Genomic DNA, 21,632 nt, shown 5'->3' with positions numbered 1-21,632 from the left:
CGGTGCTCCCGACGGTGCTGCGGGTGATCGGGGACCACGCGCGGCGGCGCGTCGCCGAGGAGCTGCCCGCCGAGGACCCGTACCTGCGGCCGGGCCAGATCCTGGTGGCGCACGTCGGCGGGGCGCCCGACGCCCCGCGGGGCGCGGCCGTCGAGGGGCCCCCCCCGCCGGGGCCGGCGCGGGCCTGAGGGCCGGGCGGGGCGGCGGGTACGGGTCGGGGACAGGGACGGGCGTCGAGCCGGTGACACAGGTGTTCCTTGCTGAGGGGGAGAGGCTGGTGTCGTGCGGAACGTGTGCGGACCGCGTTCGTGACGGGTCCGCCGAAGCGTCGGTTGCCTCTACGATACGTCGCGCCGCCTCATTTTTCGACGTCATGACGGCTATCAGTGTGATCATGTTGTGTAATGATCGCGGTGCATCTTCGCAGGTCAGCGACGATCCGGACATATCGGAGGAGCGGCATGTTTGACCCCGACCAGCTCCGGACTTTCCTCGCCGTTTCCGAGACGTTGAACTTCACGCGAGCCGCTGCACGGCTCGGTCTGTCGCAGCCCACGGTCAGCCAGCACGTCCGCAAGCTCGAGGACGCCGCGGGGCGACGGCTGCTCGACCGGGACACCCGCGGCGTGCAGCTCACCGACGACGGCCAGGCGATGGCGTCGTTCGCCCGGACCATCCTGGCGGCGCACGACGAGGCCCAGCGCTACTTCACCGGGTCCGCGATGCACGGGCGGCTCCGGTTCGGGGCGGCGGACGACCTCGCGCTCGCCCAGCTGCCCCGCGTGCTCCGGGACTTCCGCCGCCTGCACCCGCGGATCAACCTCGAGCTCACGGTCGCCCAGAGCGGCGCCCTGCACCGGCGCCTGCGGGCCGGCCAGCTCGACCTCGTGTTCATCAAGGAGGCCGCGGGCCAGGCGGAGGGGCAGCTCGTGCGGCGGGACCGGCTGGTCTGGGTGGCGCTGCCGGGCACGACGGTCGACCCGGACACCCCGGTCCCGCTCATCACCTACCAGGGCACGTCGCTCACCCGGCAGGCGGCCGTCGCGGCGCTCACCGACGCGGGCCGGCCCTGGCGCATCACCTGCAAGACGGTCGAGGTGAACGGCGTGCTGGCGGCGCTGCGGGCCGGCATCGGGATCGCCGTGCTGCCGCAGAGCCTGATCCCGGACGACCTGGTGCAGCTTCCCGCGGGGACCGGCCTGCCGGGCCTCGGCGACGTCGACATCACCCTGGTCGCGAACCCGCAGTCGGCCGCCGAGCCGATCGCCGCGCTCACGAACGCGATCCTGGGCACCTCGCCGCGCTGAGCAGGGCTGACGCCGACGTCACGGCTGCGCTAACCTCGCGCGCGGCCCGCTCGTGGGCCCCCTACTCGAGAGGACCACCGTGGCCTGCGCCGACTACTTCCTGACCGGGTCCCCCGAAGCCGCCCGCACCGCGCTCGCCGCCGCGCTGGCCGAGCACGGCTTCACCGTGACGCCCGAGCCGAACGGGACCTGGACCGTCGCCCGCGGCAGCGTGGCCGCGACCGCCCTCCTCGGGGCGCTGGCGGGGCGCAAGAGCCAGCGGCTGGTGTACGCGGTGCAGTTCTTCGACCACCAGGGCGCCCCGGTCGCGCGGTTCTTCCGGGAGTCGGGGGCCGGCGGGATGGGTGGCGCGTTCGGCCTGCAGCGGTCGGAGTCCGTGTTCGCCGAGGTGAGCGAGGCCGTCGCCGCGCGGCTCGCGCAGCAGGGTCTGCTCGTGAACGTCGTCCGCGCCTCCTGACGTCGGCGCGGGCGGCGACACCGCGCCGACCCGCGCCGGGAATCCGGGCGACACACCGCCTGGTTACGCTGCGAGAGGGTCCGCGGGCGCGGGCCGGACTGGGGAGAGCGTCAGTGGCACAGGGTGTGGTGGCCGAGGGCCTGCAGGTCGGGTACGCGGCGATGCTGGAGCAGTTCCATCCGACGGAGGCCGTCGAGCTGTCCGCCTACGCGGAGAGCCAGGGCTTCCTGGGGACCATGGCGGCCGACCACTACCAGCCGTGGGTGCCGCAGCAGGGGCAGTCCGCGTTCGTGTGGAACGTGCTGGCCGCCCTCGGCGAGCGCACCACCGGTGACATGGGCCCGGGGGTCACGGCGCCGACGTTCCGCTGGCACCCCGCGATGGTCGCCCAGGCGTCCGCCACCCTCGCCGCCATGTACCCCGGCCGGCACTGGCTCGGCCTGGGCTCCGGCGAGGCGCTGAACGAGCACATCACCGCGAGCTACTGGCCCGAGGCGCCCGAGCGCATCAACCGGATGTTCGAGGCCATCGAGATCATCAAGAAGCTGTTCTCGGCCTCGCTCGCCGGCAAGGACGTGAAGCACGCCGGGCAGTTCTACAAGCTCGAGAGCACCCGCCTGTGGACCATGCCCGAGGTCGCCCCGGAGATCCTGGTCGCCACGGCGGGCCCCGTCACCGCCAAGCGCGCCGGCAGGCACGCGGACGGGCTCATCACCGTCGGTGCGCCGCTCGAGAAGATCAGCGGGCTGTTCGGGAAGTTCGACGAGGGCGTCCGCGAGTCCGGCCGGAACCCCGAGGACCTGCCGAAGGTGCTCCAGCTGCACCTGTCGTGGGCCGAGACCGACGAGCAGGCCATGGAGAACGCCATGACCGAGTGGCCGAACGGCGGCATGAAGTTCCCGAAGGGCGACATCCGCTCGCCGTTCGACTTCGCGCAGATGGCCAAGCTCGTCCGCCCGGAGGACTTCGAGGGCCGCATGGTCATCTCCGCCGACCCCGACGTGCACCGCGCCGAGATCCAGAAGTACGTCGACCTCGGCTTCGACCGGGTGTACCTGCACAACGTGGGCCGCAACCAGCGCGAGTGGATCGACGTGTTCGGCCGCGACGTGCTGCCGAAGCTGGTGCGCTGACGGTGACCGACGGGCCCGGGTCGGCCGCGGACGTCCTCACCGCGTGGGGCGTCCCGGGCATCGGCGAGGTCGAGCCCGGCGACGACCTGGCGGTCCTGCTCGGGGACGCGCTCGCGGCCCACGCCGCCGCCCGGCCCGCGACCGCCCTCGCCGACGGCGACGTGCTGGTCGTGACCAGCAAGATCGTCTCCAAGGCCGAGGGGCGGGTCGTCCAGGCCGCGGACCGCGAGTCGGCGATCACCGCCGAGACCGTGCGTGTCGTCGCGACCCGCGAGCACCCGGGCGGCGTGACGCGGATCGTCGAGAACCGGCTGGGGCTCGTCATGGCCGCCGCCGGCGTCGACGCGTCCAACACCCCCGACGGGACCGTGCTGCTGCTGCCGCACGACCCGGACGCCACCGCCCGGGCGCTGCGGTCCGCGGTCCAGGCACGGTTCGGGGTGCGGGTGGGCGTGCTCGTCACCGACACCGCCGGGCGACCCTGGCGGCAGGGGCAGACCGACATCGCCATCGGGGCCGCGGGCGTGCGGGTGCTCGACGACCTGCGCGGGTCGGCGGACACCCACGGCCGCACGCTCCAGGTCAGCGTCGCGGCGCTCGCGGACGAGATCGCCGCCGCCGCGGAGCTCGTCAAGGGCAAGGCGACCGGCCGGCCGCTCGCGGTGGTCCGGGGCATGGCGCACGCCGTCACCGACGAGGACGGCCCCGGGGCGCGGGCGCTCGTGCGCGTGGGACCGGACGACATGTTCGCGGAGGGCACCGCCGAGGCGTACGCCCGCGGGTGGAAGGACGCGACGGGCGGGGACGCCCAGCGCGAGCAGGGCAGGGCGGGAGGAGGACTGGCGTGAGCGACAGCGAGACGTACCGGTACAGCGGGGGCACGTGGGGCGGAGACCCGACGGCGACCCCGAGCCTGACCGTCGAGGTCCAGCACGGGGACATCGCGGTCGTCGACTACGCGCCGTCGCCGACCAGCGCCGGCCGGTTCTACCTCGGGTTCCAGCCGCGGGACTTCTTCGACGACCCGGCCGAGAGCGACCCGGTCGACATCGACGCCGAGGCCGAGGGGTTCGCCGCGTGGGCGGAGCTCGTGGGCGTCGACGACGTGCAGCCCGGTGAGGTCCGGCGGCTGATGGCCGTCGAGGGCCGCGAGCCGGACGACACCTTCGTCGAGGAGACGGTCGTGCGCCTGCTGCGCCTCGTGAACCTCCCGCTGCCGGACGGCCTCACCGGCTGATCCCCGGGTCCGCGCGCCCGCGCGGGCGTCAGCGGGGCGGCTGCTCGGCCGCCATCTGCGCCGACTGGCCGGTCGCCCCCGGCTCGCCGGCCGGGATCGGCTCGGCGATCACCGCGGTGCCGTACGCGCAGACCTCGCTGAACTGACCGATCGAGTCGGTGTCGAACCGCATCGCGACGATGGCGTTCGCCCCGCGGCGCGTCGCCTCCTCGTTCATGCGGCGCATCACCTCGTGGCGGCTCTCGTACATGATCTTCGTGTACTCGGGGATCTCGCCGCCGCCGATGGACCGGAAACCGGCGGTGACGTTCGCGCCGATGTTCGTCGAGCGCACCGTCAGGCCCATCACCTCGCCGAGCACCGCCTGGATGCGGTAGCCGGGGATCTCGTTGCTGGTCACCACGATCATGCGCCCGATCGTCCCACGCGGCCAGAGCGGGACGGGTGAGCCGGGCGGGTGACGTCAGATGACGTCCTGCAGGACGGCGACCACGCACCAGTGGACGACGAACGCGATCAGCACGATCGCCCCCGCCCCGACCCACCGGGGCCAGCCGGCCGGGGACCGCCGCAGGTGGGAGGCGGCGAGCACGGCCGCACCCATGCCCAGCGCGGCGCCGAGGGCACCGCCGATGAGCACCAGCGCCACGACGGGCGCCAGCAGCCACCACGCCCCGCGCGGCAGGGGCGGCGCGGTCAGGACCTTCTCCTCCCCGACGTGCAGGACCGGCGCCAGCTGCTTCCAGTCGAGCGACGTGCGGACGACCCGCTCGTCCCCGGCGTCGTCGGTGAGCAGGTAGCGCCCGAGACGGTCCCTCGGCAGCTCGACGCCGTCGACCGTCAGGCGTGGCCTCGAGCCGAAGGGGCGCTCGACGACGACCTCGTGGCCGTGGACCCGGACCTGGTGCGGCATGGCTGCAGTCTTCACCAGGGCGGACGCGGCCCGCAGTCGAACGGGAGGTCGAGTCAGGCGGTCGCGCGGGCGGCGGCCTTGGCGGCCTTCTTCGTCTCGCGGACCTTGCCCAGCGACACGGGGTCCCGGACATCGGCGATGGAGCGCGGGACGTCGTCCCCGTAGGCGCCGGCGGCCTCTCGCCAGCCGGCGGGCTCGACGCCGCGCTGCTTGCCCAGCAGCGCCAGGAAGATCCGCGCCTTCTGGTCCCCGAAGCCGGGCAGCGCCTTGAGCCGCTTCAGGACGGTGGCGCCGTCGGGGTCGCCGTCGGTCCACAGGCGGGTGACGTCGCCGTCGTACTCGTCGGCGACCGCGCGGGCGACGGCCTGGATGCGGGCGGCCATCGAGCCGGGGAACCGGTGGACCGCCGGCGGCGTGGCGCACAGGGCGGCGAACTGCTCGGGGTCCGCCTCGGCGATCCGGCGGACGTCGAACCCGTCCATGCGCGCGGCGATCTTCGCCGGCCCGGCGAACGCCGACTCCATCGTGACCTGCTGGTCGAGCAGCATCCCGACGAGCAGCGCGAACGGGTCGGAGTCGAGCAGGCGGTCCGCGTCGGGGTCGCCGGTGAGCCAGAGCGTCATGGGGCCATCCTCGCACCGCGCCCGCGGGGGGTCACGGGGCGGCGGGTGTCGCCGTGACCGGGTCCAGCCCGACGGTGCCGAGCGGCACGGTCGACGCCGCGGGCCAGCGCAGGTCCGGGCACTCGGCGGCGGTCTGGCAGAAGCGCGCCGGCTCGTGGGCGCCCCAGCCGGCGGGGATCGCGACCAGCCCGACGAGGCAGCCGGTGAGGGTCAGCACGGACATCACGCGCTGTCGCACGCTCATGCCGGTCACCCCCTCCGCCGCCGGGCACGCTGCCGGGCGCTGCACCTCACCCCATCGGCCGCGGGTGCCCGCTGTCGAGGGCTGGACCGGGTGATCGGGGGGTGTCGTGCGGCATGGTCGCGGTGCCAGGATCGACGGACGCACCGGAGGGGAGCAGCCGTGGGAGAGGTCGCGGAGTACGTGAGCTCGCTGCGCGGGCCCGAGCACGACGTGGTGGCCGGGCTGCTGGACCGGGTGCGGGGACTCGTGCCCGACGTCGAGGAGGGCACGAGCTACGGGCTCGCGGCGTTCCGGTACCGGGGGCGGCCGCTCGTGAGCGTCGTCGTGGGGGACCGCGGCTGCACGGCGTACCCCTTCAGCTCGGACGTCACCGCGAGCGTGCTGGCGACGCTGAAGGGCTTCGACGCCACGAAGGGCGGGATCCGGTTCACCGCGGACCACCCGCTGCCGCCCGAGGCGTTCGACGCCCTGGTGCGCCAGCGGCGCGCGGAGATCGACGCGGCGCTCCACCGGAGGAGGCGCGGGGGCTGACCGCCGGACGCCGGCCCGCTCGCGACCGGTCCCGCGCGTAAGGTGCCTGCGTGCTGCTCGGTCGCTGGGTCCTGGTCGTCCCCGTCAAGGACGCGCGTCGCGGCAAGACCCGCCTCGCCGACGTGCTGGAGCCGGGCGCTCGCGCCGCGCTCGTGCGTGCGATGGCGCTGGACACCGTCGAGGCGGTCCTGGCGGCGCCGCGGGTCGCTCGGGTGCTGGTCGTGACCGCCGACCCCGAGGTGGGCGCGGGCGCCGGGACGCTGCGGCGGGTGCGGGTGCTGCCCGAGCCGCCGGCCGTCGCCGACGACGCGCGGGGCGGCTGGGCCTCGCTGGACCGCGCGGTGTCCGCCGGGGTGGCCGCGGCGCGGGCCGAGGCGCCGACCGCGCACGTCGCGGTGCTGCTCGGGGACCTGCCCGGGCTGGATCCCGCGGAGCTCGACGCGGCGCTCGCGGCGGCCGAGGCGCACCCGCTCGCGGTGGTCCCCGACGCCGAGGGGACCGGCACGACGCTGCTCACCGCCCGCGCCGGGGAGCCGCTCCGGCCGGCGTTCGGCGGCGGCTCGGCGGCGGCGCACCAGCGGCTCGCGCACGTGGTGGTCGAGCTGCCCGCGGGCTCGACGCTGCGGCACGACGTCGACGTGCCGGCGGACCTGACGGCGCTGCTGGAGCGGGGCGTCGGCGGGCGGACCGGGGCGCTGCTCCGGCGGCTGGGGCCGCTCGGCTGAACCTCGGCGGGCCGAGCGCTCAGAGGCCGACGAGCGCCAGCGCCTCCGCCGCGATCCGCGCCGTCGCGGGCACGTCCGTCATCAGCGTGCCGGTGGCCGCGGCGCGCCAGCCGTCGACGGCGAGCTTCTCGGCCGCGTCGGCGTCGACGGTGTCGACCAGCCAGGCGTCGAGCACGCCCGGGACGCCGGCGGCGCGCGAGGCGTCGCCGCGGCGGCCGTAGTGCCGGGCGACGGCCTCGGCGGTGGCCTCGACGCCGATCGTCGCGAGGCACTCGGCCGCCATGCCGCGCACCGCGGCGCCCCCGACGATCGGGGACACGCCGACGACGGGCGCGGACGTCGCCGCCAGCGCCGCACGGATCCCCGGCACGGCGAGGATCGTCCCCACGGACACCACCGGGTTCGAGGGCGGCACGACCACGACGTCCGCGGTGGTCAGCGCGTCCAGCACCCCGGGCGCCGGCGCGGCCGACTCCAGACCGACCTGCACGAACCCGAGCGCGGGCAGGGCGGCGCGGTGCCGGACCCACCACTCCTCGAAGTGGATCAGCCGCTCCGTGGCGTCCGCGTCCGCGACCCGCACGTGCGTCTCGACCGGCTCGTCGGACATCGGTAGGAGCTGCACGCCCTGCCCGGCGAGGTGCCAGCGCCGCGCCAGCCGCTCGGTCGCCCCGGACAGCGTCATGCCCTCGCGCAGCCACTGCGTGCGGGCCAGGTGGGTCGCGAGGTCCAGGTCGCCGAGCGTGAACCACTCCCAGCCGACGTCGTACGCGGCCAGGTCGGCGCTCACGCGGCCCGACTCCTCGCGCCGGCCCCAGCCCTGGTCCTCGTGGACGGCGCCGCCGAGGGTGTACATCAGCGTGTCGAGGTCGGGGCAGACGCGGACGCCGTGCAGCCACATGTCGTCGCCGGTGTTCGCGACGACCGTGACCTCGGCGGTCGTGCCGCCACGCCCGTCGGGCAGCCGGTCGCGGAGCAGGGCCAGCAGCCCGCGGGTGAACCGGGCGCCGCCGACGCCGCCGGACAGGACGGTGATCCTCATCGTGCTCCTTCGGTGACCGGCGTGCGGTCGGGGGTGCCGGACGGCGTGGGGGCGGCGTCGCCGAACGCGATCACCGGCCGCCCCGTCCGCGGGTGCGTCAGCACGGCGCAGTCGACGCCGTAGACGTCGCGCACCAGGGACTCGGTCAGCACCTCGCGCGGGTCGCCCGCCGCCACCAGCCGACCCTGGGACAGCACGAGCACGTGCGCGCAGTACGCCGCCGCGAGGTTGAGGTCGTGCAGGGCCGCGACGGTCGTCCGGCCGAGGTCCCGGACGAACTGCAGCAGCGACAGCTGGGCGCTCACGTCGAGGTGGTTGGTCGGCTCGTCCAGCAGCAGCAGCTCCGGCTCCTGCGCGAGCGCCCGGGCGATGTGCACGCGCTGCCGCTCGCCGCCGGAGAGCGCCGACCACGTGCGGTCCGCGAGGTGCGCGGCGTCTGCGGACACCAGCGCGCGGTCCACCGCGGCGTCGTCCGCGTCCGTGCCCCACAGGGTCCGGTAGGGGATGCGGCCGAGCGCGACGACCTCCCGGACGGTCAGCGGGACGGTCGAGGACGACTCCTGCTCCAGCAGGGCGATGCGCCGCGCACGCTCCCGCCGGGGGACGGTGTGCACCGGCACGTCGTCGACCAGCACGGCACCGGCCTCGGGGTCGAGCAGCCCGGCGACGAGCCGAAGCAGCGTGGTCTTGCCGGCGCCGTTCGGGCCCAGCAGCCCGGTCAGCGCCCCGGCGGGCGGGGTCGCGTCGACGCCGTCGACCACCCACCGGCCGCCGAGCCGGGTGCCGACGCCCGCGATGGTCAGGTCCATGCGCTGCCCCTCCCGCGGCGCAGCAGCACCGCGAACACCGGCACCCCGATGAGCGCCGTGACGATCCCGACGGGCAGCTCCCGCGGGTCGAACAGGGTCCGCGCGCCGGTGTCGGCCCACACCAGGAAGATCGCGCCCGTGACGGCCGCGACCGGCAGCAGCCGGCGGTGCGCGGGCCCGGTGAGCGCGGACACGGCGTGGGGGAGCACCAGGCCGACGAACCCGATCGACCCGCTGACCGCGACCATCGCCCCGGTGAGCAGGGCGACCAGCGTCATGAGCACCCACCGCGTCCGGTCGACGTCGATGCCGAGCGCCGCGGCCGCGGTGTCGCCGAACGCGAACGCGTCGAGCCGCACCGACGACGCGACGAGCGCCGCCCCGACCACGACGAGCGCGCCGCCGGCGATCACCACGGACTGCCACGTCGACCCCGCCAGCGAGCCGAGCAGCCAGTTGAGGATCTCCCGGTAGGAGTCGCCCTTCGCCGACCAGAAGATGACGAAGGAGGTCCCGGCCGCCGCGAGCTGCGACACCGCCAGGCCCGCCAGCACCGCCCGGCCGGGGGTGAGGACGCCGCCGACGCGCGCGAGGCTGAGCGTCGCGACGAGCGCGGCGAGCGCCCCGGCGAACGCGGCCACCGGCAGCAGGAGGCCGACGCCGACGATCAGCACCGCGACCGCCCCGAGCGACGCCCCGGAGGACAGCCCCAGCAGGTACGGGTCGGCGAGCGGGTTGCGGGTGAGGCTCTGCATGACCGCCCCCGCGATCGCGAGCCCCGCACCGACGGCCGCACCCGTCAGCACCCGCGGCAGCCGCAGGTCCCACACGATCGCGTCGGTCAGCACCGGCACGCCGCCGTCCGCCCCCGCTGCCGGGCCCAGGCCCAGGTGCCCGAGGATGCTGCGGGCGACGTCCGGCACCGCGATGTCCGCCGGGCCGACCGTGACGCAGACCAGCACCGTGCCGGCCAGCAGCGCGAGCCCGAGCGCGAGCGTCGCCACGAGGGGCGGGCGCCACGGCGCGCGGGGGGCGGCGGCGGTGCGGTCCGGCGCCTTCGTGGCCGGCGCGCTGCCGGGCGGGATCGTGGTCATCGGCGTCCCGGTCAGCCGTCCAGCGCCGCGAGCTGCTCGGACAGGTCGACGACGGCCTGCGCGTTCCGCACGCCGGCCTCGGCCGCCGGGAACGGCACCGTGAGGTACCGGTGCTCCTGCACCGCGGTGAGCCGGCTGGTGGCCGGGTTCCCCTCGAGCATCGCGATCTTCGACTCGGCGGTGTTCCACGTCGCGTCGACCAGCACGATGACGTCCGGGTCGGCCGCGACGACCTGCTCCCAGCCGGCCGACGTCCAGGTGTCGTGCACGTCCGCGAAGATGTTGGTCAGCCCGGCGGCGTCCATCATCATCTGCGGCGCGCCGATGCCCGCCCCGACGTACGGGGTGTCGGAGCCGGAGGAGTACCAGAGCGCCGTCGTCTCCTGCGCCGGGGCCTCGACGGAGTCCAGCAGCTCCTGCTGCTCCGCGACGACCTCCTCCGCGCGGTCCTCCACGCCGAACACCGACGCGATCTCGCGGATCTCGTCGAACAGCCCGTCGAACGTCAGCGGGTCGGGCATGTAGCCCTCCTCCTTGCACGCGGCGGGGGACACGTACGTGCCGATGCCCAGGTCCTGCAGCGCCGCGCGCTCGCCGACGCCGTCGTCGGAGAAGTTCGACTCCCAGCCCGCGTACACGAAGTCCGGCTGGGCCTCCAGCAGCGCCTCCTGCCCGGGCACCTGGTCCGACAGCACCGGCACGGCGTCGTAGGCGTCGGCGTACTCCTGCGGGACCGGTCCGTCGGCGAAAGCGGTGCCCACCAGGCGGTCCTCGAGCCCGAGCGCGAGCAGCATCTCGATCGACGTCGACTTGATCGCGACGACCCGCTCGGGCGGCGCCTCGACGGTGACCTCCGTGCCGCAGTTGTCGAGCGTGACGGGCTGGAACGCGGCGGTGCTCGCGGACGTCGCGGCGGTGCTCGCCGGGTCGGCGGACGGGTCGCTGCCGCCGCCGCACGCGGCCAGCGCGAGCACGGTCAGCGCGGCGGGCACGGCGAGGACGAGACGGCGGGTGGTGCTGCTGCGCACGGAGGACTCCTGACGGTGCGGCCCACGGCGGCGCGCGCGGGTACCGCGGCGACGTCGTCGGTCGGTGCGGCCGCGGCGCCGGTGTGCGGGGAGCCGCGGTCCGACGGTGGACGCTGGGGGACGGCCGCGCCGCGGAGCAGTCCGCTGCTGCGAGCCGGGAGGGGGGTGCACGTCGCGCCCGGTGGCTGCGCCGCCCATGCGCGGGCGGCGACGTCCAGGCCACATCCGGCCTGGTCCGGGACCCACCCTACGCCCGCCCGAACCTGTCCGCCCCGCCGCCGCCAGAGCCGCGCGGCACCCGCGAGCGCGGCTCTGGCGGCGGCGGGGCGGGTCAGGGGGCCGCGGCCAGGGCCAGGGCGCGGGCGGTGCGCGTGATCGCGTCGGGGGTGCCCGTCAGGGCGCCGACCGTGACGCGGACGTGTCCCGCACCGCCCTCCGGCGGGGGCGCCGCGCGGAACGGGCGGCCGCGCGCGACCCGGATGCCCGCGGCCTCCAGCCGCACGAGTGCCGTCGCCTCGTCGGCGACGGGCACCCACACGTTGATCCCGTCTCCGGGCTGGACGACGACGCCGTGCTCGGCGAGCGCCGTGCTGAGTGCCCGCTGCCGCGCGTAGTAGGTGCGCCGGGCCTGCGCGACGGCCGCCAGCGCCTCCCCGTCGACCAGCAGGTCGGCCAGCAGGTGCTGCAGCAGCCGGCTGGTCCACCCGGGCCCGAGCATGCGCCGGGCGATCACGCGGTCCAGCACCGCGGCGGGCCCGCCGACGGCCGCGATGCGCAGGTCCGGGCCGTGGGACTTCGAGTACGACCGGACGTGCACGACCCGGTCGGGCAGGTGCGTGCCGAGCGAGACGTCGGCGGAGGACGCGATCTCGCCGGAGTGGTCGTCCTCGATCACGTGCAGGTCGGCGCCGGGGGTGGCGGCCAGGTGCCGGCGGATCACCGCGGCGAGCTCCCGGGCGCGGGTGGACGACATGGACACGCCGGTCGGGTTGTGCGCGCGCGGCTGGAGCACGATCACCTCCGCGCCGGTGCGCAGCGCCGCCTCCAGGGCGTCCGGCCGCAGGCCGTGCCGGTCGAGCGGGACGGGCACGCGCTCCAGCCCCAGCTGGTCGCAGAGGTCGAAGACCGGCGGGAACGACGGGTCCTCGACGATGACCCGGTCCCCGAACCCCGCGAGCTGCTCCAGGGTGCGGCTCATCGCGTCCACCGCGCCGTCGACCACCGTGACGCGCTGCGGCGTGAACGGCCACGACGCGCGCAGCAGGCGCTCCAGCGGCTCGATGACCGGCGTGCCGAGGTACGTGCCGGTCCCGGCGGCCGGGGTGCTCGCGGCGATCCGGCCGAGCGCGCGCTGCAGCGGGGGCAGCAGCTCGGGGTCGGGCGTGCCGGTGGACAGGTCGAGCCGGAGCGCGGGCCGGGGGGCCGGCACCTCGACGGCGACCGCGGCCTCGGCGGGCGCGCCCACCGCCTCGACGCGGCCGCCCGACGCCATGTCCCGGTACCGGGGCGGCAGCCAGGAGGCGGGCTCCGGCAGCACGACCGTCCCCGCGCGCCCGCGGGACGTGACCAGGCCGACGGCGGCGAGCGCCTGCCACGCGCCGCTGACCGTCGCGGGGCTGACGCCGAGGTCCGCGGCCAGCCGCCGCACGGTGGGCAGGCGGTCGCCGGGCCGCAGCTCACCGCTGCGCACCAGGCGCGAGACGGCGGCCGCGATCCCCCGGGGACTGCGGTCCTCCACGTGCTGGGCCACGTCCATGCCGCACATCGTGCCCCCGCCCGCGGCGCCGCCCGGGCCACCCGACGGCCTCGGTGCGCAGTGTTTACAGCCCCGTCACGAGCGTTCTCGCGACCGAAACGCCCAGAAACCGCGCAGAAATGTTCAACCCCCACAGTCACATTCCTCAGCGGGTCATCCACAGCAGCGGAGGTACTTCATGGCAGTCGTGCGCGTCGCCTTCACCCAGGCCACCTGGACGGGCGACAAGGAGTCGATGATCAAGCTGCACGAGGACTGGACGCGTGAGGCCGCGTCCGCCGGGGCGCAGGTGATCGGCTTCCAGGAGCTGTTCTACGGCCCGTACTTCGGCATCACGCAGGACACCGGCTACTACGAGTACGCCGAGACGATCCCCGGCCCGACGACCGAGCGGTTCTCCGCCCTGGCCAAGGAGCTCGGCATCGTGATCGTGCTGCCGGTCTACGAGGAGGACCAGCCGGGCGTGCTCTACAACACCGCGGCGGTCATCGACGCGGACGGCACGCTGCTGGGCACCTACCGCAAGCACCACATCCCGCACCTGCCCAAGTTCTGGGAGAAGTTCTACTTCCGCCCCGGCAACCTCGGGTACCCGGTGTTCGAGACGGCGGTCGGCAAGATCGGCGTGAACATCTGCTACGACCGGCACTTCCCGGAGGGCTGGCGGGTCCTGGCGCTGAACGGCGCGGAGATCGTGTTCAACCCGAACGCGACGGCCCCGGGCATCTCGAACAAGCTCTGGGAGATCGAGCAGCCCGCGGCCGCCGTCGCGAACGGCTACTTCGTCATCGCGAACAACCGCGTCGGCCTGGAGGACAACGAGTACGGCGACGAGGCGGTGAACTTCTACGGCTCGTCCTACGCGGTCGGCCCGGACGGGAACTACGTCGGCGAGGTCGGGTCGCAGACCGAGAACCAGCTGCTGATCCGCGACCTGGACCTGGACCAGATCCGCACGGTGCGCGAGCGCTGGCAGTTCTTCCGCGACCGCCGCCCGGACGCGTACGGCCCGATCGTCGCTCCCTGATCCCGCCGGCCCGCCAGGAGGACCCCGCATGAAGACGCTCATCACGGGCGGCACGGTCGTCAACGCCACGGGTCGTGGCGCCGCGGACGTGCTGATCGACGGCGAGACGATCGTCGCGCTGCTGCAGCCGGGCTCGACGGCGCTCGGCGTGGACCTGACCGCCACGGTCGACCGCGTCATCGACGCGACGGGCAAGTACGTCATCCCGGGCGGGATCGACGCGCACACCCACATGGAGATGCCGTTCGGCGGGACGTCCGCCTCGGACACGTTCGAGACCGGCACGACCGCGGCGGCGTGGGGCGGCACGACGACGATCGTCGACTTCGTCGTGCAGTACCCGCACGAGAACCCGGTCGACCAGTACGCCCTGTGGCACCAGAAGGCCGCCGGGAGCTGCGCGGTCGACTACGCGTTCCACCAGATCCTGTCGGACGTCCAGGACTCCTCGCTGCACGCCATGGACGAGCTGGTCGCCGAGGGGGTCACGTCGTTCAAGCTGTTCATGGCCTACAAGGGCGTGTTCCTGTCGGACGACGGCCAGATCGTGCGGGCCATGCAGAAGGCGTCCGACAACGGCGCGATGATCATGATGCACGCCGAGAACGGGTCGGTCATCGACACCCTCGTGCAGCAGCACGTGGCGCGCGGCGAGACCACCCCGTACTACCACGGCGTCTCCCGCCCGTGGCAGGCGGAGGAGGAGGCCACGCACCGCGCGATCATGCTGGCGAACCTCACCGGGGCGCCGCTGTACGTCGTGCACGTCTCCGCGAAGCAGGCCGCCGAGCAGATCGCGCTCGCCCGGGACAAGGGCCAGAACGTGTTCGGCGAGACCTGCCCCCAGTACCTGTACCTGTCCCTCGAGGAGCACCTCGGGGCGCGGAGCAGCGAGTGGGGCGACTTCGAGGGCGCGAAGTACGTGTGCTCCACGCCGCTGCGGTCGCGGGCCGAGGGCCACCAGCACCAGATGTGGAACAGCCTGCGCACGAACGACCTGCAGCTGGTCTCCACCGACCACTGCCCGTTCTGCATGAAGGACCAGAAGGAGATGGGGCTCGGGGACTTCTCGAAGATCCCGAACGGCATCGGCTCCGTCGAGCACCGGATGGACCTGCTCTACCAGGGCGTCGTCACCGGGGAGATCACCCTGGAGCGCTGGGTGGAGATCTGCTGCACCACCCCGGCCCGGATGTTCGGCATGTACGGCAAGAAGGGCGTCCTGGCTCCCGGCGCGGACGCCGACGTCGTGGTCTACGACCCGCAGGGCCACACGTCCATCGGCGTCGGGAAGACCCACCACATGCGGATGGACTACTCGGCCTGGGAGGGCTTCGAGGTCGACGGCCACGTCGACACGGTGCTGTCCCGCGGCGAGGTCGTCGTCGACGGCGGCGCGTTCCTCGGGCGCGCGGGCCACGGGCAGTACGTCAAGCGCGGCCTGTCCCAGTACCTCATCTGACACCCGGAAGGAGGCGCGCCATGGAGTTCGGCGTCGTCATGCAGAACGACCCGCCCGCGTCGCGCGTGGTCGACCTGGCCCGCCAGGCGGAGACCCACGGGTTCGACTACGTGTGGACCTTCGACTCGCACCTGCTCTGGCAGGAGCCGTTCGTCGTGTTCTCGCAGATCCTGGCCGCGACGCGCCGGGTCAAGGTCGGGCCGATGGTGACCAACCCGGCCACCCGGGACTGGACGGTGCTGGCGTCCTCGTTCGCCACGCTGAACGAGATGTACGGCAACCGGACGGTGTGCGGCATCGGCCGCGGCGACTCGGCGGTGCGGACCCTGAACGGCCGGCCGTCGAACCTCGCGACGCTGCGCGAGGCGATCCACGTGATCCGCGAGCTCGGCAACTCCCGGGCGGTCGAGCACAACGGCCGCAAGGTGCAGTTCCCGTGGAGCCGGGGCAGCGAGCTCGAGATGTGGGTCGCGGCGTACGGGCCGCTGGCCCTGAAGCTGACCGGCGAGGTCGGCGACGGGTTCATCCTGCAGCTCGCGGACCCGGACATCGCCGCGTGGATGATCCGGTCCGTCCGGGACTCCGCCGAGGCCGCGGGCCGGGACCCCGACTCGATCAAGTTCTGCGTCGCCGCCCCGATGTACGTCGGCGACGGCGACTCCCCGGCGGCGCGGGCCCACATGCGCGAGCAGTGCCGGTGGTTCGGCGGCATGGTCGGCAACCACGTCGCGGACATCGTGTCGAAGTACGGCCAGGGCTCGTCCGTGCCGAAGGCGCTGACCGACTACATCGCGGACCGCCAGGGCTACGACTACAACGAGCACGGCCGCGCCGGGAACTCGCACACGCAGTTCGTGCCGGACGAGATCGTCGAGCGGTTCTGCCTGATCGGCAGCCCGCGGGAGCACGTCGAGAAGCTGAAGGCCCTGCGCGAGCTCGGCGTCACCCAGTTCGCGGGCTACCTGCAGCACGACAACAAGGACGAGACCCTGCGCATGTACGGCGAGCGCGTCATCCCCGCGATGGCCGAGCACGTCGTGGCGACCGCATGACGGCCGCGGTGACGATGGGCGACGCGCCGGAGGCGACCGCCGTCCCCGCCGCGCCCCGCACCCGCGCGCTGCCCCGGCCGGTCCGCGCCCTGCGCCCCGTCGCGCTCGGCCTGGCCGCGCTGGTCCTCGTCGCGGTCCTGTGGGAGCTCGTCAAGGCGGTCGTCCCGGAGGACGGCTGGAGCATCGGCGAGCTGCGCCTGCTGCCCCGGACCTCCGACCTGGCGATGCCGCACGTGACCGACATGCTGGCGCGGCTCGGCGACCCCCTGACCGCGCAGCCCGGCGCCGACCCGCTCTGGCTGGCAGCGCTCCGCGCCGGCGGGACGAGCCTGCGGATCGCCGCGGTCTCCTGGGTGATCGGGGTGGTCGTCGGGTTCCTGCTGGCGCTGGTCATGACGCGGTCGCGCGTCGCGCAGTCCGCCGTGCTGCCGCTGGTCGTCCTCAGCCAGACGGTCCCGCTCATCGCCCTCGCGCCGCTCGTGAAGGGCTGGGGCTCCAAGCTCGAGCTCGGCTTCACCTGGGAGCCGTGGATGTCGGTCGCCGTCATCGCCTCGTACCTGGCGTTCTTCCCCGTGGCGGTCGGGGCCCTGCGGGGGCTGACGTCGCCGGACACGCTGCACCGCGAGCTGTTCGCGGGGTTCGCGGCGTCCTGGACCCAGGAGCTGATCCACCTGCGGCTGCCTGCCGGCGTGCCGCACCTGCTGCCCGCCCTCCGCCTGGCGGCCACGAGCGCCGTGCTCGGCGTCGTCGTCGCGGAGGTCTCGACCGGGATGCCCGGAGGTATCGGACGCATGATCCTCGAGTTCGCCAACTTCGCCAGCAGCGACCCCGCCAAGCCGTGGGCGCCGATCTTCGGGGCGGTGCTGCTCGGCCTGGTCGCCTCCGGGGCGGTCGCGCTGCTCGGCACGGCCCTGCGCCGGTACCGCCGCGCGGAGGTGACCGCGTGAGCGCGCCGACCGTCACCGCGACCGCCGTCCAGGTCTCCGGCGTGGGGCGGGTGTTCCCCGGCGGCGGTCAGCAGGGCACCGTCACCGCGCTGGAGCACGTCGACCTCACCGTCGGCGCCGGGGAGTTCGTGTCGCTGATCGGCCCGTCCGGCTGCGGGAAGTCCACGCTGCTGCGGCTCATCGCGGACCTCGACCGGCCGACCTCGGGCTCGATCACCGTGTTCGGCCGGTCCGCCGAGCAGGCGCGGCTCGGGCACGACTACGGCATCGCGTTCCAGCAGGCGGGCCTGCTGCCGTGGCGCACCGTCCGGGCGAACATCGAGCTCCCGCTGTCGCTGCACGGCGTCGGCCGCGGGGCGCGCCGGGAGCGCGCGGACGAGATGCTCGCGCTGGTGGGGCTGACGGAGTTCGCCGACAGCTTCCCGGACCAGCTGTCGGGTGGCATGCAGCAGCGGGTCGCCATCGCCCGGGCCCTGGCCGAGCGGCCGAGCCTGCTGCTGATGGACGAGCCGTTCGGTGCGCTCGACGAGATGACCCGGGAGCGGCTGCAGTCCGAGCTCGTGCGGATCTGCGCCGAGACGCAGGCGGCGGTCGTGTTCGTCACGCACTCGATCCCGGAGGCGGTGTTCCTGTCCGACCGCGTCGTGGTGATGTCCGCCCGGCCCGGCCGGATCGCGGGGGTCGTCGACGTGCGGCTCGGCCGGTCGGGGGAGCGCGGGGACGACCTGCGCGAGGACGCCGGCTACTTCGCGGCGGTCACCGCCGTGCGCGAGGCGCTGCACGGCGGCGCGGACGCGGTGCCGAGCCGCGGGGTGGAGACCCGGTGACGGCCGTGTCGCCCGGGCTGCCGCGCCGACGGTGGGCCCGCGCGGGGCACCGGGCCGCACCGGTGGTCCTGCTCGTCGCCCTGGTCGCCGCGTGGCAGGCGGTCGTCACGCTCGGCGACGTCCCGCCGTTCCTGCTGCCGAGCCCCGCCGACATCGCACGGGAGCTCGTCGCGCTGCTGCCCACGATCGCGTCCGCTGCGCTGGTGACCGGCACGAACGCGCTCGTCGGCCTGCTGCTCGGCGCGGTCGTGGCGATCGCCGCCGCGGTGCTCGCCTCCGCGGTGCGGACCGTCGACGCGCTGCTGAACCCGCTCGTGGCCGGGCTGGCGGTCGTGCCGGTCGTGGCCCTCGCGCCCGTGCTCTACACCATGTACGGGGCGTCGGTGGAGACCGGCCGCCAGATCGTCGTGGCCGTCGCGGTCGGCGTGCCGGTGTTCGTCAACACCCTGCGCGGGCTGCGGCAGGTGCGACCGGTGCACCGCGACCTGATGCGCGCCTACGCCGCCACGCCGCGGCAGGCCGTCCGCGCCGTCACGATCCCGACGGCGCTGCCGTTCGTGTTCACCGGGCTGCGGCTCGCGTCGTCGCTCGCGGTCATCTCCGCGATCGTCGCCGAGTACTTCGGCGGACCGCGCTCCGGCATCGGCTCGTTCATCACGACGGCCGCGGCGGGCAGCAACTACGCCCGCGCCTGGGCGTTCGTGCTCGGCGGCGTCGTCGTCGGACTCGTGTTCTACGGGGTCACCCTCGCCGTCGAGCGGCGGGGGAGCCGCGGGGTCCGGCGCACCTGAGTGCCACCCCCACACGTCCCGCGGCCGGGGGTCCGCGGGTCGCACCACCCGCCTGCCGACGCCGCCAGGAGGGCCGTTCACGCTCCACACGCGCAGCACAGGCAGGACGGAAGGGGACGACATGAGGAACACGAGGCGGGCATGGCGGGGCGCCGGCGCGCTCGGGGTCGTGACGGCGCTCGCGCTGGCCGGCTGCTCGAGCGGCTCGGACGACGAGGCGGGCTCGCAGGAGCCGGGGTCGTCGGGCGGGTCCGGCGAGCTCACGCCGGTCAAGCTCCAGCTCCAGTGGCTCACGCAGGCGCAGTTCTCCGGGTACTACGCCGCCCTGGACCAGGGGTTCTACGAGGACGAGGGTCTGGACGTCGAGATCATCCCGAGCGGCGGCGACATCGTCCCGCAGGACGCCCTGGCGAACGGCGAGGTCGACTACGCGATCGCGTGGGTGCCCAAGGTGCTCGGCTCCATCGAGCAGGGCGCGGACATCACCGACGTCGCCCAGATCTTCGAGCGCTCCGCGACCCTCCAGGTCTCGTTCGCGGACGCCGGCATCGACTCGGTCGCGGACCTCGAGGGCAAGAAGATCGGCTCCTGGGGCTACGGCAACGAGTGGGAGCTGTTCGCGGGCCTGAACAAGGCCGGCGTGACGGACTTCGAGATCGTCCAGCAGGCGTTCGACATGAACGCGTTCCTGGCGGGCGACATCGACGCCGCGCAGGCCATGACGTACAACGAGTACGCGCAGCTGCTGGAGACCGAGAACCCGGAGACCGGCGAGCTCTACCAGCCCGAGGACTTCTCGGTCATCGACTGGAACGACGAGGGCACCGCCATGCTCCAGGACGCCATCTGGGCGGACGCGGGCCGGCTCGCGGACGACCCGGAGTACGCGGAGACGACCGTCGCGTTCATCAAGGCGTCGCTCAAGGGCTGGATGTACGCCCGGGACAACCCGCAGGAGGCCGCGGACATCGTCACGGCGGCGGGCTCCACGCTCGGCACCAGCCACCAGCTCTGGATGACCAACGAGGTCAACAAGCTCATCTGGCCGTCCACCTCGGGCGGCATTGGCCTCATCGACGAGGAGGCCTGGGACGCGACCGTCGAGATGGCGAAGCAGACGTCCAACGAGACCGGCGCGACCATCATCTCGGCCGACCCGCCGGAGACCGCCTACACCAACGAGTACGTGCAGCAGGCGCTGGACGAGCTCACCGCCGAGGGCGAGGACGTCGAGGGAGCGGACTTCGCGCCGGCTGACGTCGAGCTCCAGCCCGGCGGCAACTGACGGGTGCGTGCCCGGGCCGGCCGCGCGCCGGCCCGGGCAGGACCCCTCCCGCACCGACCACCACCACGGAAGGCCACCCGCACCATGACCGCACTCGACGCCGACGGCCGGCTCGCGCACGACCTGGACCGCGCGCACGTCTTCCACTCGTGGTCCGCCCAGGGCGCGCTGTCGCCGCTGGTCGTCGACGGGGCGCAGGGCTGCGAGGTGCACCTGGCCGACGGCCGCACCCTGCTCGACTTCAGCAGCCAGCTCGTCAACACGAACATCGGCCACCAGCACCCCCGCGTCACCGCGGCCATCGCCGAGCAGGCCGGCCGGCTCGCGACGGTCGCCCCGTCGCACGCCGTCCTGCCCCGCGGCCGGGCCGCCGAGGCGATCCTGCGGCACGCGCCCGACGGGTTCTCCAAGGTCTTCTTCACCAACGGCGGCGCCGACGCCAACGAGAACGCGATCCGGATGGCCCGCCTGGTGACCGGCCGCGACAAGGTCCTGTCGTTCTACCGTTCGTACCACGGCAACACCGGCGCGGCGGTGGTCGCGACCGGCGACTGGCGGCGCGTCCCGAACGAGTACGCCCGCGGGCACGTGCACTTCTTCGGTCCCTACCTGTACCGCTCCGAGTTCTGGGCGAGCACCCCGGAGCAGGAGTGCGAGCGGGCGCTGCACCACCTGGAGCGCGTCATCGTCTCCGAGGGCGCGTCGTCGATCGCCGCGATCCTGCTCGAGACCGTCGTCGGCACCGGCGGCGTGCTCGTCCCGCCGCCCGGCTACCTCGCCGGGGTCCGGGCGCTCGCCGACCGGTACGGCATCCTCCTGGTGCTCGACGAGGTGATGGCCGGGTTCGGCCGCACCGGCTCGTGGTTCGCGCTCGACCAGCACGACGTCGTGCCCGACCTGGTCACCTTCGCCAAGGGCGTCAACTCCGGGTACGTGCCCGCCGGCGGGGTGCTGATCTCCGACCCTGTCGCTGCGGCCTTCGACGACCGCGTGTTCCCCGGGGGGCTCACCTACTCCGGGCACCCCCTCGCGATGGCGGCGATCGTCGCGACCATCGAGGCCATGGAGGACGAGAAGATCGTCGAGAACGCCGCCCGGGTCGGCACCGACCTGCTCGCACCGGGCCTCGCGGCGCTCGCGGACGCGCACCCCTCGGTCGGGGACGTCCGGGGGACCGGGGTGTTCTGGGCGCTCGAGCTCGGCGGACCGGTTCTCCTCCCCGGAGGGCCGCGCGATGCCGGACCGCCGCTGCAGCTCCCGGACGGCCGCCGCTGTGGTCGCGCCGAACCGCGCGGTCGACGGCCCGGCGGTCGACTCGCGTGCGGCCGGGGCGCGGACGTCG

24 protein-coding genes and 1 pseudogene are annotated in these 21,632 nt (G+C 74.4%); 16 read left to right on the top strand and 9 right to left on the bottom strand.

Translation table 11 applies throughout. From position 1 onward, the window contains the following. The 6 genes and pseudogenes from KJP73_RS15245 to KJP73_RS15220 form a co-directional block, all read left to right on the top strand. Window positions 1-188, top strand: a pseudogene (locus KJP73_RS15245) (NUDIX hydrolase); the annotation flags it as partial. 273 nt (window positions 189-461) lie between these two features. Further along, on the top strand, window positions 462-1,307 hold the full coding sequence (locus tag KJP73_RS15240) for a LysR family transcriptional regulator (protein WP_213283723.1): 846 nt from the start codon (window positions 462-464) through the stop codon (window positions 1,305-1,307). 79 nt (window positions 1,308-1,386) lie between these two features. Further along, the gene (locus KJP73_RS15235) at window positions 1,387-1,764 is read left to right on the top strand and encodes a hypothetical protein (RefSeq protein WP_213283722.1); all 378 of its coding nucleotides are present in this window, start codon (window positions 1,387-1,389) and stop codon (window positions 1,762-1,764) included. Window positions 1,765-1,877: 113 nt separating this feature from the next. Next, on the top strand, window positions 1,878-2,897 hold the full coding sequence (locus KJP73_RS15230; RefSeq protein WP_283770239.1) for a TIGR03557 family F420-dependent LLM class oxidoreductase: 1,020 nt from the start codon (window positions 1,878-1,880) through the stop codon (window positions 2,895-2,897). Window positions 2,898-2,899: 2 nt separating this feature from the next. After that, window positions 2,900-3,745: a coenzyme F420-0:L-glutamate ligase gene (locus KJP73_RS15225; RefSeq protein WP_213283721.1), complete on the top strand. Its 846-nt coding sequence runs from the start codon at window positions 2,900-2,902 to the stop codon at window positions 3,743-3,745. Continuing rightward, window positions 3,742-4,134, top strand: a complete 393-nt coding sequence (locus tag KJP73_RS15220) for a hypothetical protein (RefSeq protein ID WP_213283720.1) — start codon at window positions 3,742-3,744, stop codon at window positions 4,132-4,134. The genes KJP73_RS15225 and KJP73_RS15220 overlap by 4 nt, the downstream gene beginning before the upstream one ends. Window positions 4,135-4,162: 28 nt before the next feature. Here KJP73_RS15220 and KJP73_RS15215 read toward each other — a convergent pair whose 3' ends face one another. Genes KJP73_RS15215 through KJP73_RS15200 form a run of 4 tightly spaced genes read right to left on the bottom strand, consistent with a single transcriptional unit; the run spans window position 4,163 to window position 5,914 of the window. Next, window positions 4,163-4,543, bottom strand: a complete 381-nt coding sequence (locus KJP73_RS15215) for a YbjQ family protein (protein ID WP_213283719.1) — start codon at window positions 4,541-4,543, stop codon at window positions 4,163-4,165. Window positions 4,544-4,597: 54 nt separating this feature from the next. After that, on the bottom strand, window positions 4,598-5,047 hold the full coding sequence (locus KJP73_RS15210) for a hypothetical protein (RefSeq protein WP_213283718.1): 450 nt from the start codon (window positions 5,045-5,047) through the stop codon (window positions 4,598-4,600). Window positions 5,048-5,100: 53 nt separating this feature from the next. Continuing rightward, window positions 5,101-5,670 (bottom strand): HhH-GPD-type base excision DNA repair protein, encoded by a 570-nt coding sequence (locus KJP73_RS15205; RefSeq protein WP_213283717.1) that lies wholly within the window; start codon window positions 5,668-5,670, stop codon window positions 5,101-5,103. A gap of 31 nt (window positions 5,671-5,701) precedes the next feature. After that, a complete protein-coding gene (locus KJP73_RS15200) occupies window positions 5,702-5,914 on the bottom strand; it encodes a hypothetical protein (protein WP_213283716.1) in 213 nt (70 codons plus the stop codon). A 159-nt stretch (window positions 5,915-6,073) separates the two neighbouring features. On the opposite strand from KJP73_RS15200, the gene KJP73_RS15195 reads away from it, so the two are divergent. Together KJP73_RS15195 and cofC are read left to right on the top strand one after the other, a co-directional pair. After that, window positions 6,074-6,445, top strand: a complete 372-nt coding sequence (locus KJP73_RS15195) for an iron chaperone (protein ID WP_213283715.1) — start codon at window positions 6,074-6,076, stop codon at window positions 6,443-6,445. A gap of 50 nt (window positions 6,446-6,495) precedes the next feature. Then, the gene (gene cofC / locus KJP73_RS15190) at window positions 6,496-7,170 is read left to right on the top strand and encodes a 2-phospho-L-lactate guanylyltransferase (RefSeq protein ID WP_213283714.1); all 675 of its coding nucleotides are present in this window, start codon (window positions 6,496-6,498) and stop codon (window positions 7,168-7,170) included. A gap of 19 nt (window positions 7,171-7,189) precedes the next feature. Here the strand turns inward: cofC and cofD are convergent, their stop codons facing one another. The 5 genes from cofD to KJP73_RS15165 all read right to left on the bottom strand — a co-directional run bounded on the left by cofD (window position 7,190) and on the right by KJP73_RS15165 (window position 12,899). Then, a complete protein-coding gene (gene cofD / locus KJP73_RS15185; RefSeq protein WP_213283713.1) occupies window positions 7,190-8,212 on the bottom strand; it encodes a 2-phospho-L-lactate transferase in 1,023 nt (340 codons plus the stop codon). Continuing rightward, window positions 8,209-9,021, bottom strand: coding sequence for a putative F420-0 ABC transporter ATP-binding protein (locus KJP73_RS15180; RefSeq protein ID WP_213283712.1), 813 nt, complete (start codon window positions 9,019-9,021; stop codon window positions 8,209-8,211). Before KJP73_RS15180 ends, cofD begins: the two co-directional genes overlap by 4 nt. Next, the gene (locus tag KJP73_RS15175) at window positions 9,012-10,115 is read right to left on the bottom strand and encodes a putative F420-0 ABC transporter permease subunit (RefSeq protein ID WP_213283711.1); all 1,104 of its coding nucleotides are present in this window, start codon (window positions 10,113-10,115) and stop codon (window positions 9,012-9,014) included. Before KJP73_RS15175 ends, KJP73_RS15180 begins: the two co-directional genes overlap by 10 nt. A gap of 11 nt (window positions 10,116-10,126) precedes the next feature. Next, the gene (locus KJP73_RS15170; RefSeq protein ID WP_249669434.1) at window positions 10,127-11,143 is read right to left on the bottom strand and encodes a putative F420-0 ABC transporter substrate-binding protein; all 1,017 of its coding nucleotides are present in this window, start codon (window positions 11,141-11,143) and stop codon (window positions 10,127-10,129) included. A 331-nt stretch (window positions 11,144-11,474) separates the two neighbouring features. Further along, window positions 11,475-12,899, bottom strand: a complete 1,425-nt coding sequence (locus tag KJP73_RS15165) for a PLP-dependent aminotransferase family protein (protein ID WP_213283709.1) — start codon at window positions 12,897-12,899, stop codon at window positions 11,475-11,477. Between the two features lie 178 nt (window positions 12,900-13,077). On the opposite strand from KJP73_RS15165, the gene KJP73_RS15160 reads away from it, so the two are divergent. The 8 genes from KJP73_RS15160 to KJP73_RS15125 all read left to right on the top strand — a co-directional run. Continuing rightward, window positions 13,078-13,926 (top strand): nitrilase-related carbon-nitrogen hydrolase, encoded by an 849-nt coding sequence (locus KJP73_RS15160; protein ID WP_213283708.1) that lies wholly within the window; start codon window positions 13,078-13,080, stop codon window positions 13,924-13,926. Between the two features lie 28 nt (window positions 13,927-13,954). After that, window positions 13,955-15,388: a dihydropyrimidinase gene (gene hydA, locus KJP73_RS15155; RefSeq protein WP_213283707.1), complete on the top strand. Its 1,434-nt coding sequence runs from the start codon at window positions 13,955-13,957 to the stop codon at window positions 15,386-15,388. A gap of 20 nt (window positions 15,389-15,408) precedes the next feature. Beyond that, complete coding sequence (locus tag KJP73_RS15150; RefSeq protein WP_213283706.1) at window positions 15,409-16,440, top strand: TIGR03842 family LLM class F420-dependent oxidoreductase; 1,032 nt, start codon at window positions 15,409-15,411, stop codon at window positions 16,438-16,440. Beyond that, entirely contained in the window at window positions 16,437-17,387 is a 951-nt protein-coding gene (locus KJP73_RS15145; protein ID WP_249669433.1) for an ABC transporter permease, read from the top strand. Before KJP73_RS15150 ends, KJP73_RS15145 begins: the two co-directional genes overlap by 4 nt. Next, window positions 17,384-18,214, top strand: coding sequence for an ABC transporter ATP-binding protein (locus tag KJP73_RS15140; protein ID WP_213283705.1), 831 nt, complete (start codon window positions 17,384-17,386; stop codon window positions 18,212-18,214). Before KJP73_RS15145 ends, KJP73_RS15140 begins: the two co-directional genes overlap by 4 nt. Further along, window positions 18,211-19,005 carry an ABC transporter permease gene (locus tag KJP73_RS15135; RefSeq protein WP_349628332.1) on the top strand — a complete coding sequence of 265 codons (795 nt, stop codon included), beginning with the start codon at window positions 18,211-18,213 and terminating at the stop codon, window positions 19,003-19,005. Before KJP73_RS15140 ends, KJP73_RS15135 begins: the two co-directional genes overlap by 4 nt. A 121-nt stretch (window positions 19,006-19,126) precedes the next feature. Then, a complete protein-coding gene (locus KJP73_RS15130; protein ID WP_213283704.1) occupies window positions 19,127-20,290 on the top strand; it encodes an ABC transporter substrate-binding protein in 1,164 nt (387 codons plus the stop codon). 84 nt (window positions 20,291-20,374) lie between these two features. Further along, a partial coding sequence (locus KJP73_RS15125) for an aminotransferase class III-fold pyridoxal phosphate-dependent enzyme (protein WP_213283703.1) occupies window positions 20,375-21,632 on the top strand: 1,258 nt, incomplete at its 3' end.

It is taken from the genome of Cellulomonas hominis (assembly GCF_901521055.1).
Lineage (GTDB): Bacteria > Actinomycetota > Actinomycetes > Actinomycetales > Cellulomonadaceae > Cellulomonas > Cellulomonas endometrii.
This window is presented reverse-complemented; position numbering and strand designations above follow the sequence as displayed.